The organism is Streptomyces sp. NPDC001544 (assembly GCF_042894285.1).
Classification (GTDB): Bacteria; Actinomycetota; Actinomycetes; order Streptomycetales; family Streptomycetaceae; genus Streptomyces.
Genome location: NZ_JBIAVN010000007.1, coordinates 70,249 through 83,340, shown reverse-complemented (window position 1 = coordinate 83,340; position 13,092 = coordinate 70,249). Strand labels below are relative to the sequence as shown.

The 13,092-nt window shown below is 74.1% G+C and carries 10 protein-coding genes; 6 read left to right on the top strand and 4 right to left on the bottom strand.

What is annotated here, in order from left to right; genetic code table 11:
• Positions 1 to 195: 195 nt before the first annotated feature.
• Both ACFY0F_RS19705 and ACFY0F_RS19700 read right to left on the bottom strand, forming a co-directional pair.
• Positions 196 to 1,668: a protein phosphatase 2C domain-containing protein gene (locus ACFY0F_RS19705; protein ID WP_388795466.1), complete on the bottom strand. Its 1,473-nt coding sequence runs from the start codon at positions 1,666 to 1,668 to the stop codon at positions 196 to 198.
• 159 nt (positions 1,669 to 1,827) lie between these two features.
• Complete coding sequence (locus tag ACFY0F_RS19700; RefSeq protein WP_388796211.1) at positions 1,828 to 3,102, bottom strand: SGNH/GDSL hydrolase family protein; 1,275 nt, start codon at positions 3,100 to 3,102, stop codon at positions 1,828 to 1,830.
• A 172-nt stretch (positions 3,103 to 3,274) separates the two neighbouring features.
• Here ACFY0F_RS19700 and ACFY0F_RS19695 point away from each other — a divergent pair, with 172 nt between their 5' ends.
• Positions 3,275 to 3,652 carry a PPOX class F420-dependent oxidoreductase gene (locus ACFY0F_RS19695; RefSeq protein ID WP_388795463.1) on the top strand — a complete coding sequence of 126 codons (378 nt, stop codon included), beginning with the start codon at positions 3,275 to 3,277 and terminating at the stop codon, positions 3,650 to 3,652.
• Between the two features lie 228 nt (positions 3,653 to 3,880).
• Here ACFY0F_RS19695 and ACFY0F_RS19690 read toward each other — a convergent pair whose 3' ends face one another.
• Both ACFY0F_RS19690 and rsgA read right to left on the bottom strand, forming a co-directional pair.
• Positions 3,881 to 5,296, bottom strand: coding sequence for an AlkA N-terminal domain-containing protein (locus ACFY0F_RS19690; protein WP_388795460.1), 1,416 nt, complete (start codon positions 5,294 to 5,296; stop codon positions 3,881 to 3,883).
• 171 nt (positions 5,297 to 5,467) lie between these two features.
• Positions 5,468 to 6,559: a ribosome small subunit-dependent GTPase A gene (gene rsgA / locus ACFY0F_RS19685; protein ID WP_388795457.1), complete on the bottom strand. Its 1,092-nt coding sequence runs from the start codon at positions 6,557 to 6,559 to the stop codon at positions 5,468 to 5,470.
• Between the two features lie 365 nt (positions 6,560 to 6,924).
• On the opposite strand from rsgA, the gene ACFY0F_RS19680 reads away from it, so the two are divergent.
• From ACFY0F_RS19680 to ACFY0F_RS19660, 5 genes are all read left to right on the top strand, one after another.
• Complete coding sequence (locus ACFY0F_RS19680) at positions 6,925 to 8,976, top strand: hypothetical protein (RefSeq protein ID WP_388795454.1); 2,052 nt, start codon at positions 6,925 to 6,927, stop codon at positions 8,974 to 8,976.
• Between the two features lie 154 nt (positions 8,977 to 9,130).
• Positions 9,131 to 10,450, top strand: coding sequence for an acyltransferase (locus tag ACFY0F_RS19675; RefSeq protein WP_388795451.1), 1,320 nt, complete (start codon positions 9,131 to 9,133; stop codon positions 10,448 to 10,450).
• A 299-nt stretch (positions 10,451 to 10,749) separates the two neighbouring features.
• Positions 10,750 to 12,474 (top strand): SulP family inorganic anion transporter, encoded by a 1,725-nt coding sequence (locus tag ACFY0F_RS19670; protein ID WP_388795448.1) that lies wholly within the window; start codon positions 10,750 to 10,752, stop codon positions 12,472 to 12,474.
• On the top strand, positions 12,471 to 12,611 hold the full coding sequence (locus tag ACFY0F_RS19665; RefSeq protein ID WP_388795445.1) for a hypothetical protein: 141 nt from the start codon (positions 12,471 to 12,473) through the stop codon (positions 12,609 to 12,611). The genes ACFY0F_RS19670 and ACFY0F_RS19665 overlap by 4 nt, the downstream gene beginning before the upstream one ends.
• A complete protein-coding gene (locus ACFY0F_RS19660; protein ID WP_388795442.1) occupies positions 12,611 to 13,036 on the top strand; it encodes an ATP-binding protein in 426 nt (141 codons plus the stop codon). The genes ACFY0F_RS19665 and ACFY0F_RS19660 overlap by 1 nt, the downstream gene beginning before the upstream one ends.
• The last annotated feature ends 56 nt before the right edge of the window (positions 13,037 to 13,092 follow it).

Sequence of the window (13,092 nt, the reverse complement as noted above, 5' to 3'; positions counted from 1 at the left end):
TGAGGCGCGGCTCGAGCGCGGGAGCAAGCGCGTTCCGGGCGAATGTGCCCCTCCAGTACGTCACGGGCGTCCCGGCACGCCGGAGTCGGGCACCCGCTTCCCGCCCCGGCGACCGCGGCCGGCCCCGTGAATCTGGCCGGAATCCACCGGTCGCCGGGCGCCCGGCCGGGGACGGCGGCCGTCACGGAACCGGGGTCACGCCTCCCACACCGCGGCCACCGTGCGGTCGTCGGCGTAGCCCTTCACCCGTACCTGGGTGTCCGCGAGGAACGCGGCGAGGCCGGGCGCGGCGCGGCCGGACCAGCGTCGTGCCAGATAGGCGCAGAGGGCGGCCTCGCCGCGCAGCGGGTCGGCGAGGCCCTCGGTGCACATCAGCAGCGCGTCACCCGGCCGGGCGACGGAGGCACGGAAGCGGAACGGTTCGCGGGGCGGCTGCGGGGCCGGTTCGAAGGGGCTCGGCGGTGTCGGTATGCCGAGGTCCATGGTGAGCCGGTCGCCCTCCGGCGTCTCGGCCGGCGGCGAGCCGAAGCCGACGACGGGCTCGCCGGCCGTGGCGGCGGCGGTGACCTGCGGCTCTATGTCCTGCCACTGGCCGTCGCGCAGCCGGAACAGTCCGCCCGCGCCGACGCCGAAGAACACGCGCGTACGGCAGTCGGGGTGGGCGGGCAGCAGCAGGCAGCGCAGGGTGGCCCCGTACTCCTCCGGGTCGACGCCCTGCTCCGTGGCGCTGGCGCGGAGGTGGCCGAGGCTGCGGTCGGTGAGCCGGTGCAGACCGGACTTGAGGTCGCCGCGCCGGCCGGCCCGGATGTCCTCCACCAGCCGTGCGTGGCTGCGTCCCACGGCCCGCCCGATCCACTGACAGGCCTCGGCCGCCGCCCGGTGCGCGCCCGGCGCGGCGCGGGCCCCGGTCGCCATCGCCACCAGCACCAGGGCCTGTTCCCCACTGCCGAACCGTGCGGTCAGCAGCGAGTCGCGGCGCGGCTCCCCCCTGAACCGCGCGGAGTCCCCGCGCACGGACGCGGCCCGCAGCGTGCAGGCCCCGTACCGCGCCCCGTCCAGCACGGTGTCCGCGACGAGTTCGGCCAGTTCCTCCGGGTCGGCGGCGGGCAGCGCGGTGGGTTCGGGGTCGTAGGTCGGCGGTCCGGAACCGACGTAGTCGACGTCGACGGGGGGCGGCGGCTGGGCCGGGAGGTCGAGGTGGGCGGCGGGGGACATGGCGGGCACCGGTGGTGCCGAGGGCGGGGGCGGCGGTTCGACGGGGGCGTGGGACGGGGTCGCCGCCGGGCTCTCCTCGTGCGGTGCCTCCGTGAACCCGGGAGGCTTCGGGCCTGGCGGGAGGGTGGTGGGAGCGGCGGGCGGGGTGGGGAGCGGGTCCAGCGGGAGGCGCTGCGGCGGGACGGCGTCCTGGCGGGGCGCCTCCGGCGGTGCGGTTGCCGCCGTGGGCCGGCCACCGGAGCTCTCGTCGGGTCCGCCGGGGCCTTTGTCCGTGCGCTCCCCCCGCGCACCGGTCCCGCCCGGCGGGTCGCCGACCGCTCCCGCCGCCGAGGCGAAGCGGTCGTCCAGGGAATCGGCCTCGGCCGTGGGGCCCGTGTCCGGGGCCGAGTCGTCGTACAACTGCCGCCACCAGTCGTCCTCGTGACGGATCGGCCTGCCCCCCTGCTGCTTCATGCCCCCAATTGTCCACCGCCCGGGCCGCAGGAAAACGGGGCATCCGGAAATTCCGGCGCGGCTTCCGGCCGCGCATGACGCGCCGAGTGAACCATCGAACAACCATGCGTGGGATGGGAGTTGATGAAGGGAGGGACGGTGGGGCCGAGTGGGGCCGCCTCATCCGAGGACCAGGGCCGCCAGGTCGACGGTGCGGGCCAGCGCCCGTGCGCCCGCGTCGTCGAAGTGCAGGTGGTCCCCCGAGTCGTAGGCGGGCCGGATCCGCTGCGGCCGGTGCGGATCGCGGACGGCCGCGTCGAAGTCGGCCACGGCGTCGAAGGCGCCGCCCGTCCGGATGAAGGCGTTGACCTGCTGCCGTACCGCCTCCCTCGCCGCGGTGAAGGCCGGATGGCCGCCGTACGGAGTGAGAGTGGCCCCGACGACCCGGATCCCGCGGGCGTGCGCGCGGGCCACGATCGCCCGGTAGGCCTCCTCGAAGGCCCGGACGTCCCCGGCCTGCGGGGTGCCCCGGATGATGTCGTTGATGCCCTCCAGCAGGATCAGCGTCCGCGCCCCGGCCCTTGTGAGGGCGTCGGCGTCGAGCCGGGCCAGGGCACTCGGCCCCGTGCCGTCGAGCAGCAGACGGTTGCCGGCGATCCCGGCGTTGAGCACTCCCGGGCGGCGGGGCGGGGGCAGCGTGCGCAGGCGTTCGGCGAGCAGATCGGGCCAGCGGTGGTTGGTGTCGGGGGCGGTGCCGGTGCCGTCGGTGAGGGAGTCGCCGAACGCGACGACACTGCCGGCGGCCGGGGCGCGGACGTCGACGCCGGTGACGTAGTACCAGTGGCCGGTGGTGACCGTGTACGCGCTGCCGTCCTCGTCGGCGGCCACGCCGTCGCCGTCGCTGTTGCCGTCGCCGTCGCTGTTGCCGTCGCCGTCGCCGTCGCCGTCGCCGTCGGGGGCGATGTAGCCGGTCTGCAGGGCGGTGCGGTGGTAGGTGGCGGGGCCCGTGGCGGTGGGGCGGACGGTGACGAGCAGATCGGCGGCGGCCGGTACCGCCAGCCGCACCGGGTCGGTGACCAGGTCCCGGCCCGGCGGGACGGTGACGGCCCAGGCGCCGTGGAAGGTGGCGGTGCGCATCGAGCCGGGTACGGCGTCCGGGCCCGCCGCCCGCCGCAGGGCGACCGTGACCGCGCCGAGCGTCAGGGGCGCGGTGCCGAGCCGGTTGCTCACCCGGACCCGCAGCACCCGCCCGCCGACACTGAGGTGCACGACGTTGCGGATGGCGGCGCCGGGAAGCGCGGCCCCGGTGCCACTGGGCGCGGCCTCCCAGCTGCCGGTCCAGGCGCGCCGGACGGCGACGTCCCGGGCAGGAGCGGAACCGGCCCCGGCCGCCGCGGTCGCCGTACCCATCAGCGTGACGACCGCCGCCGCGAGGACCCGCCCGCCCTTGACCATGCCCGCGCCCGCCCTTCCCACCGCTCCGCCGGAGGCGACCGTGCCACACGCCGGACACGCGCTGACGGAGCATCACCGGGGGCCCACCCGCACGGCCGAGCGCGGGGGCGGACCGGCGGTCCTGGGCCGAAGAGCCGATGCGCCGGGTGGGCCGGCGTGTTTGGCTGGCGGCATGACCGAATTCAGCGCGGCCGAGCGCGCCTATCTCCGATCGCAACGGCTGGGGCGGCTGGCCACCGTCGACCCGCACGGTCAGCCGCAGGCGAATCCCGTGGGATTCTTCCCGCAGGACGACGACACGATCCTGATCGGCGGTTTCGCGATGGGCCGCAGCAAGAAGTGGCGCAACCTGCAGCGGAATCCCAAGGTCGCCCTCGTCGTCGACGACATCGTCAGCCTCGACCCCTGGCGGGTCCGCGGCGTCGACATCCGCGGCGAAGCCGAACTCCTCACCGGCCCGCACGACTTGGGCCCGCACTTCAGCGAGGAGGTGATCCGCGTCCATCCGCTGCGGGTCCACAGCTGGGGGTTGGAGGACCAGGTGCCCTAGGGGGTGTCCGGCGGATCATGCCGCAGACGCGGGGCTTGGCACGCCCTCCCCCACTCTCGGCTTCGCTCGAGCGGGGGGACCCCCATCGCGTCGACGCCCTCCTCCGCCTTGCAGCCGGACGCTCCCCCACGCTCGAATGAGCTCGCGCCGGGGCACCCCCATTCGCCCCGCTCACCAGCGCCGACGAGGCACCGCCCGTGCCCTGTGACCTGATCCGCCGGACAGGCCTCAGAGGTCCCGGTCCCTCCCCTCGCTCCCCGCCACCGCCAGGTGCTGGACGGCGTACGACCGCCAGGGCCGCCAGTCGTCAGGGAGGTCGGTGCCGGGCGGGGACACGTCGGGGTCGCCCAGGGCGCGGACGCGGACGGCGGCGGCGACCGCCGGGTCCATGCCGGGCAGGGCGAGCAGCGCCGCCTCGGTGGCCTCCCGGTCGGCGCCCGGGTCGAGCCGCAGCGGGCCGTCGGCGAGCGCGGCGGCCAGCGCCCCCAGGGTGCCGTGCGGCTCGGCCTCGGCGAGCACGTCGGGCTCCGGGAAGAGATGGGTGAGGCCGCCGCAGGGGGCGTCCAGCGCCTTTCCGTACCGCAGGACGAGCCGCTCGGCCTCCGCCCGCCCGACCAGCTCCCGCACCGCGAGTTCGGCCGGGTCGGCGGTGCCGGGCGAGCGCAGGCCCGGCCGGGCGGCGACCAGCGCGGCGAGCCTCGGATCCGCGCCGAGCCGCTCGTCGACGGCGTACGGGTCGGCGTCCAGGTCGAACAGCCGCCGCAGCCGCTGCACGGCGGTCGTCAGGTCCCGCAGGTCGGTGAGGTGCAGCCGGGCGTCGAGCCAGCCGCCGGGATGGCCGGCCGGCCGTGTGCCCGGCGCGCCCGTGCGCTCCTGCACGGCGACGATGCCGGTGCCGTACGGCAGCCGCAGCGTGCGCCGGTAGGTTCGGCGGCCGGGCGGGCCGCCCACCTCCTCGACACCCGGTACGGCCTCCCGCTGGAGCAGGTCGAAGACGGGACCGGACCGGTACGGACCCCGGTACGCGAGCCGCAGGGGGATCCCGGCGCCCGGTGTGGCCGCCCGGCGGCCCCGGGCCGGCCCCTTGGGCGCGGCGGCCCGCAGCTCGCTGGGCGTGGCGGCGTACACCGCGCGGATCGTGTCGTTGAACTGCCGCACGCTGGCGAAACCGGCCGCGAACGCGATCTCGGTGACCGGCAGCCCGGTGGTCTGCAGCAGCACGCGCGCGGTGTGCGCCCGCTGGGCGCGGGCCAGCGCGACCGGGCCGGCGCCCAGCTCGGCGGTGAGCTGCCGCTGCACCTGCCGGGCGCTGTACCCCAGTCGCGCGGCGAGCCCCGCGACGCCCTCCCGGTCGACGACACCGTCGCCGATCAGCCGCATCGCGCGGCCCACCACGTCGGCGCGCACGTTCCACTCGGCGGATCCGGGCACGGCGTCCGGCCGGCACCGCCGGCAGGCCCGGAACCCGGCTCCCTGCGCGGCGGCGGCCGTGGCGAAGAACCGCACGTTGTGCCGCTTCGGGGTCACCGCGGGGCAACTGGGCCGGCAGTAGATGCCGGTGGTCTCGACGGCGAAGAAGAACTCCCCGTCGAACCGGGCGTCCCGGCTGCGGACGGCTTCGTACCGGGTGTCGTCGTCCGTCATGTCCTTCAGTGTGGGCGAGAGCGGGGCCCGCGGCTGGCGGAAATCGGACATCGGCCAAGAGAGCCCGTCCGGGGGTGCCCCCTCTGGGGGAGCTCGAGGACGAGGCCGTTCAGGCCGAAGCGGGGGGCTGGGGGCGGCAGCCCCCCGCGACGGCAAGGAGAACCCCGCCTCCTACCGCCACCCCCTCCGCTTGGCCTCCATCGCGGCCCTACCGGCGGCACCCTTGCGTTTCCAGTCCCGCCGAAGCTCCGCACGGACCCGCGCATCGGTCTTGGCGACGATCCACTGGTTCTCCCGGACGAGCTTGCGGTAGCTCTCCAGCCGCCGCACGGGCAGTTCCCCGGAGTCGACGGCGGCCAGCACCGCGCATCCCGGTTCGCTCTCGTGCGCGCAGTCGTGGAACCGGCATCGCGCCGCCAGTTCCTGGATCTCGGTGAACACCTGTCCGACACCCGTCTCGGCGTCGAACAGTCCCACCCCGCGCAGCCCGGGCGTGTCGATCAGCACGCCCCCGCCGGGCAACGCGAGCAGGTTGCGGGTGGTCGTGGTGTGGCGTCCCTTGCCGTCCACGTCCCGCGCGGCCCGGACGTCCATCACGTCCTCGCCGAGCAGCGCGTTGGCGAGCGTGGACTTGCCGGCCCCCGACTGCCCGAGCAGTACGGACGTACCGCCGGCGGCCAGCGCGACGAGCGCGTCCAGCCCCTCTCCGTGCAGCGCGCTGACGGTCAGCACCGGCACGCCGGGCGCCGCCGTCTCCACGTCCTGCACGAGGTACGACAGCGCCACCGGGTCCGGCACCAGGTCGGCCTTGGTCAGCACGACCACCGGTTGCGCCCCGGACTCCCAGGCGAGGGCGAGGAACCGCTCGATCCGGCCGAGGTCGACCTCGACGGCGAGCGAGACGGCGACGACGGCGTGGTCGACGTTGGCGGCGAGGATCTGCCCCTCGGACCGCTTGGAGGAGGTGGACCGCACGAAAGCGGTACGGCGCGGCAGATACGTCCGTACGTAGCGCGGGTTGCCGCCGGGATCGACGGCGACCCAGTCGCCGGTGCACACGACCCGCATCGGATCGTGCGGGGTGACGAAGGCGGTGTCGGCCCGCACGGCCCCGTCGGCGGTGATCACGTCGCACTGGCCCCGGTCGACCCGGACCACACGGCCGGGCAGCAGGCCTTCGGAGGCGTGGGCGGCGAACTCGTCCGCCCAGGCCTCGTCCCAGCCGTAGGGGATGAGGGAGGCGACAGCTGAGCTGGAAATCAAGGGTGACCCTTCACAAGGGTGGCCCCGGCTTCCGCGCACGCGCGCGGAGAAGAAGGTGTCGGATCAGCCGGTGACCACGGAGGTGGACGTGACGAACTTCCGGATGCGGGCAGCGCCCATCACAGAGACAGCCATCGGTCACACCTCCTCGACCATGCCGAACCACCACGACAACTCGACCAGCTGCCGCGCGAACACTGACGACCCTAGGAGTGAACGGGGAGTCCGCGCCAACGAATTACTCGTCCGTCCTCTTACTCTTCTGCCCCAGTGCCGATCGACAGCACCGCCTCCGCCTTGCGGAATCACGCTTGGCCGCGACCGACCGTTCTGCCGGACCACCACGTTGCCGGGAAGATCCATCCATGACCACGAAGCACCCGGCGGTCCGGGCACTGCAGGGAATGGACGCGTTGCCCTGGGCCGATCTGAAACACAACCACGGGACCGCTGAGGACGTCCCGGGGCTGCTGCACGACATCGCCGCCGGTGACAAGGACGGGAGAGAGGGTGAAGAGGCGGCATACGAGCTGCTCGACCTTCTCTTTCACCAAGGCGGCCGGATCTGCCCCGCCGCGACGGCCGCACTCCCGTACGTGTTGGCCCTGGCCGCGATACCGACGGTGCCGCAACGACTGACCTTGCTCGAACTGATCGAGAGACTGGCCGATACGGCGGCAACCGCGGAGCCCCGCTTCGTGGATCCCAACTGGCCGTACGCCTGGGCACGGTCCCGGTCCACCGTCGAGCATCTGTCCGCCGACCCGATTCCCGTGGTCCGCCGCGCGGCTCTCGCCATCCTGGCCGCGGCGCCCGAGCCGGTCACACCCACCCTGAAGCTGCTGCGGGAGCGCTGGGAGCAGGACGACGATCGGACGACCCGGCTCGCGGCACTGGTCGCGCTGGGCCAGGTGGCGGCGAGCGCCTCCCCGGACGAGCTCGGCCGGGTGGCCTCTCTCCTCGACTCCCTGCTCACCGCAGGGGAGCCGGCCGTGCGGCTGGCCGCACTCCACGCTCTTGGATCCGTGGACCCCGACGCGCCCGTCCGCCACCTCGACCTGCTCATCGACACGTTCACCGCACCGCAGGCAGCGACAGAGCTGCCCGCGGCCTGGGCGGACGCGACCCTGACCGGCCTCACCCGTAAGAGCTACAACCTGGTGGCCGACAAACCCGAGGCAGCCGCCGCCTTCGTCAGCCGACTGGCAGCGCCGTCCAGGCCGGCGGAGCTTCGCGCCGCCGCGCTGGAAAGGGCCGGCCTGCTGCTCGCACAGTGGCACTCCCCGGCCACGGACCTGCTACCGGTGCTGGCGCAGAGCCTGGAGGCGGCAGAACCCGAGATCCGGGTCCAGGCCGCACACCTGCTCGCAGCCCTGGGCACCGTCTCGGCGCCGTACACCGAGCAGTTGGCCGCCCACCTGGCCGACCACGGGTCCCGGCCGTCTCGGCGATGCGCGGACACGGTCGCGGACAACGCCCTGTGGGCGCTCAGCCGATGGGGAGATCCGCGTTGTCTGCCCGGACTCGTCGACCGGCTCTTCGCGCGCAGGGCGGTCTTCGCGACGCACGGGTCGCACTACTCGCCCGGCTTCCTCTACTTCCCCACGCTCCCGGGCATGCACGAGGTGCTGATGCCGCTGCGCGCCCACGCGGATGAGCTGCTGCCCGACCTCCGGGCGCTGCTGCGTCGAGTCCATGCGTCCGACGACCACGAGGCGGCACGCGCGTGCGCGCAGGTCCTCGCCGCCTGGGGGCCGGCGGCGCTTCCCGCCCTGCCGGAGCTGACTGGCCTGCTGGCCCATCCGCAGGTGCGGCGCTTCGCCGCCGAGGCGCTGGCGTCCATCGGCCCCGGGGCCGCCGAAGCTCTTCCGGATCTGCGTCGCGCGCAAGCGGGCATCGCGGCGGGGACGCGAGCGGAGGCAGCAGAACGACAACTGTTCGCGTGGGCGCGTGCCAGGCTCGGCGACGACCCGCAGCCCGCGCTCGAGTTGCTGGGAGCGGCCCTTGAGGAGGACAGAGTGTTCCACGTCGCGATCCGGCACATGGGGGACCTCGGTCCGCGAGCCGTCGGCCGGGCCGACCGTCTGCACTGCCTCATGGAGAGGGCGCATCCCGAGAGCTGGGAGAAGGTCGAGGCGGCGATCGCGCTGTGGAAGGTCACAGGCACGTCGGCACCCTGGCTCCGGTCGCTCGAACAGGCCGTCCTTCCTCTGGCCCAGGGCCGGTACCTGCCAGTGATGCGTCGAGCCGTGGAGGGGCTGGCCGGCATCGGCCGACTGGGTGCCGAGACGCGCTGCGCGCTCGAAGCCGCCCTGACCCTCGACCGTCGACTGACCTCGTCGGGAAGCTGGAGGAGTTTCGTCGAAGACGAGCAGATCCGCCGGGCCGTGCACGAACTGCTCGTCACCGTCGACTGATCGGCCCAGAGGGTACGCCGCCCCGCCTGCTTCGACGCGCTTTCCGACAGTCGGCTCACGGTGCTGTGCGGACGGTGCCGTACCGGGCACGGAATGGTTGCGGCATGGGCTTCTCACCACGCCGGCGCCGGGGGCTGGGGCAGCATGACGGCCCATGAGCAGAGACCGTTACGTCGACTTCCTGCGCGCATGGGCGATCGTGCTGGTGGTGCTCGGCCACTGGCTGATCACCGCCCTGGTCCGTGAGCCCGGTGGGCAGATCACCGCGCCGGAGCTACTGGCGGCCGTTCCCTGGACCCAGTGGCTGACCCTCGCCTTCCAGATCATGCCGCTGTTCTTCCTGGCCGGGGGCCATGCCGCGAGCGGTTCCTGGTCGCGTGCCCGGGCTGCGGGAGCCACCGCCTCCGGGTGGCTGGGGCGGCGAGCGCTGCGGCTGCTGCTTCCGACGGGTGTCTACAGCGGCTTGGTGCTGCTCGCCGTCGGTGTCTGTTCGGTGGCCGGTGTGGACGCGGACACGCTCCAGCTGGTGGGATGGGCGATGGCGATGCAGTTCTGGTTTCTGCCCGTGTATCTGCTGCTCAGCGCCCTGACACCGGCTCTGCATGCAGCGCACCGACGCTGGGGGCTTGTCGTTCCGTCGGCGGCGGGGGGTGTCGCCCTGGGGGTCGACGCGCTCGTGGTGACGGCGCACGCTCCGTATGTCGGGCTGCTCGACTACGTACTCGTGTGGGGTGTCGCGTATCAGCTGGGGTTCTGCTGGCGCGACGGCCTGCTGACCGGGCGTCGGCTCGTGCCGCTCACCATGGCGGCGGGCGGCGCGGTGGCCTTCGCCGCGCTCGTCGCCCTCGGGCCGTTCCCGGTCAGCCTGATCCTGGTGACCGGGCAGACCCCCAGCAACACCAACCCGCCGTCGGCGGCGATGCTGGCGTGGGTGGTGGCCCAGGTCGGCCTGTGCCTCCTCGTGGCTCCTGCGGTGCGGCGGCTGCTGGACCACGAGCGGGTGTGGCGCCTGGTGCGCCCCGCGGGCGCGGCCAGCATGACGCTGTACCTGTGGCACATGCTGCCCGTGCTGGCGGTCGCCGCCGCCTTCTACCTGACCGGCCTCGCCCCCGAGCCGACGCTCGGTTCCGCGGCGTGGTGGGGACTGCGGGCGCCGTGGCTGCTGGTACTCGGTGTCGTGCTGGCCGGTGTCGTGTCCGGCTTGAGACCGTTGGAACGCGGGCTGGCGGTGCTGTACGAGCGGACCAGTCCGGATGCCGGCCTGCGCCGTGCCTGGCCGCTGTGGCTCGGCCTCGCCATGAACGTCACCGCTCTGGGCCGCTTCGCCGTGCGCGGCTTCGCGCCCGACGGCCGGTTCCCCGTGCTGCCGGCGACGGGCCTGGCGCTGGGCACGGCGCTGGTGATGCTCACTCGGTGGACGGCGGCACACCGGCTCGGGCAGCCCGAGGCGGAGCAGACTCCGAGCCGCGTGTGAGAGCGGCGGCCGAGCGCAGGTCACGATCGCCGAAAGGGCCTGCCCGCTCCCGCACGGGGGCACGACGAAGCGGGAGGCCCTGAGAGCCCGGGTGCGGTGGAACCGCCTGAGGAATTGCAAAATTTAGCAATTGCCTAGATGCTTTGCTGGTTGTGTCTGCAGCCGGCCGCGGCCACAGCCTTTCGCGCCTGCCCGAACGGGGCTCGCAGAAGAGGACGAGGGAGCGTGTCCGTGTCGCTGTACCAGGCCAAGGGGATCGAGCCGCCGTGCGGACTACGGAAAACCGAGGCCCTCACGCGATGACCACGCCGTCCGACCGGGTGTGGGCCCGGATCGCGTCGCTGCTGCCCGGTCGCGCCGACCTCGCCGCGGTCCGGTGCGCCCCTCGCCGGGACCTCCTCGCCGGCCTCACCGTCGCGGTCGTCGCTCTGCCGCTCGCGCTCGGCTTCGGCGTCTCCTCCGGACTCGGGGCCGAGGCGGGACTGGCCACCGCGGTGGTCGCCGGTGCGCTCGCAGCGGTGTTCGGCGGATCCGACCTGCAGGTTTCCGGCCCGACCGGCGCCATGACGGTCGTCCTGGTCCCGATCGTCGGCCGGTACGGGCCCACCGGCGTGCTCACCGTCGGACTGATGGCGGGCGTCATGCTCGTCGGTCTGGCCGCATTGCGGGCCGGCAAGTACATGCGGTACCTGCCCGCCCCCGTGGTCGAGGGCTTCACCCTCGGCATCGCCTGCGTGATCGGCCTGCAACAGATCCCGAACGCGCTCGGCGTCCCCAAGCCCGACGGCGACCGCGTGCTGGTGGTGACCTGGCGCGCCGTCGAGGAGTTCACGAAGCACCCGAACTGGACGGCGGTCGGCTTCGCGGTGGCAGTGGCCGCGGTCATGCTGCTGTGCGCCCGGTGGCGGCCGACCGTGCCGTCCTCGATCGTCGCCGTGATCGCGGCGACGATCGTCGCCCGGTCCGCCCACCTGGACGCGGCGAAGCCGATCGGCGACCTGCCGGCGGGACTGCCCGCGCCGTCGCTGTCCTTCCTCGACCCTGGTGCGCTCGACACCCTCCTCGCCCCCGCCGTGGCGGTCGCGGCGCTGGCCGCGCTGGAGTCCCTGCTGTCCGCCTCGGTCGCCGACGGCATGACGGTCGGGCGGAGGCACGACCCCGACCGCGAGCTGTTCGGCCAGGGCCTCGCAAACATCGCCGCGCCGCTGTTCGGAGGGGTGCCGGCCACCGGCGCGATCGCCCGTACCGCGGTCAACGTCCGCACCGGCGCCGGTTCCCGGCTCGCCGCCCTCACCCACGCCGCCGTCCTCGCCGTCATCGTCTTCGCGGCGGCACCCCTCGTCTCGAAGATCCCGCTGGCCGCCCTCGCCGGCGTTCTGCTGGCCACCGCGATCCGCATGGTCGAGGTCGGCTCGCTGAGGGCCATGATGAAAGCCACCCGCTCCGACACCCTCATCCTCGGCCTCACCGCCATGGCGACGCTGGCCCTGGATCTCGTGTACGCCGTGATCATCGGCCTCCTCGTCGCGGGCGCCCTCGCCCTGCGCGCCGTCGCCAAGCAGGCCCGCTTCGACCAGGTCCCCCTCGACCACGGGGACCACAGCGCCGAGGAACAGGCGCTGCTCGCCGAGCACATCGTCGCCTACCGCATCGACGGACCGGTGTTCTTCGCCGCGGCACACCGCTTCCTGCTGGAGCTGACCGGCGTCGCCGACGTACGCGTCGTCGTCCTGCGGATGTCGCGTGTGTCGATGATGGACGCCACCGGCGCTCTCATGCTGAAGGACGCGGTGGAGAAGCTGCGGCGCCGCGGCATCGTCGTCATCGCCTCCGGGATACGCCCCGGCCAGCGCCAGGTGCTGGAATCCGTCGGCGCCCTGGAGCTGCTGCGCCACGAGGGCGGGGAGTACGCCACCACACCCGAGGCGATCTGCGCCGCCCGCGATCACCTGGAGGCGACCGGACTCCTGAGCGCCCTCCCCGCACGGAAACCCCCGACCTCCAGCGAGGAAGCCCTGCGATGAGCAGTCCCCCCGACTCCCTGCCCGTACTCGAGCCCCCCGCTCCGCAAGCCCGGTGGCCGCGGGGAGTCGGGGTCGCCCACCACCGGCGCACCCGGCATGACATCGCCGGTTTCCGCGTCGCCGGACCGCAGACGTGATGTCCGCACGGCTCGGCGCCCTGCCCTACCGGCACGTGCTCACGCTGCCCGCCGAACCCGCCGCCGTACGCATCGCCCGCGAGACGGCCGAGCAGGCCTGGACCGAGTGGGGCGTCGGGCCGCGTCACCCGGTGGTGGACCCGGCCCTGCTGATTCTCGCCGAGCTGATCACCAACAGCGTCCGGCACGCCGCCGCCCTCTCCCCCACGGTGACCGTGATCTACGCGGCCGGCCCGGACTGCCTGGTCCTCGGCGTCCATGACCGCCACCCCTACCAGCCGCTGCTGTACGGGGCGGTCACCGGCACCGGGAAAGGCGGCCTGGCCGCCGTCATGGAACTCACTCTCGCCCGGGGCGGCACAGCGGTGGTCCGCGGCGACGCCGACGGCGGCGGCAAAGGCATCTGGATCACTCTCCCCCTCTGAACGGGACGGCCGACGCCGCCCGGCGCCTGGCACACGCCGCGCAGGTGTGGATTCGG

Coding starts and splice junctions, on each gene's coding strand:
- ACFY0F_RS19700 (WP_388796211.1), bottom strand. CDS start 3,102: ATGGTCAAGGGCGGGCGGGTCCTCGCGGCGGCGGTCGTCACGCTGATG.
- ACFY0F_RS19670 (WP_388795448.1), top strand. CDS start 10,750: ATGACCACGCCGTCCGACCGGGTGTGGGCCCGGATCGCGTCGCTGCTG.
- ACFY0F_RS19660 (WP_388795442.1), top strand. CDS start 12,611: ATGTCCGCACGGCTCGGCGCCCTGCCCTACCGGCACGTGCTCACGCTG.
- ACFY0F_RS19680 (WP_388795454.1), top strand. CDS start 6,925: ATGACCACGAAGCACCCGGCGGTCCGGGCACTGCAGGGAATGGACGCG.
- ACFY0F_RS19675 (WP_388795451.1), top strand. CDS start 9,131: ATGAGCAGAGACCGTTACGTCGACTTCCTGCGCGCATGGGCGATCGTG.
- ACFY0F_RS19690 (WP_388795460.1), bottom strand. CDS start 5,296: ATGACGGACGACGACACCCGGTACGAAGCCGTCCGCAGCCGGGACGCC.
- ACFY0F_RS19695 (WP_388795463.1), top strand. CDS start 3,275: ATGACCGAATTCAGCGCGGCCGAGCGCGCCTATCTCCGATCGCAACGG.
- ACFY0F_RS19665 (WP_388795445.1), top strand. CDS start 12,471: ATGAGCAGTCCCCCCGACTCCCTGCCCGTACTCGAGCCCCCCGCTCCG.
- ACFY0F_RS19705 (WP_388795466.1), bottom strand. CDS start 1,668: ATGAAGCAGCAGGGGGGCAGGCCGATCCGTCACGAGGACGACTGGTGG.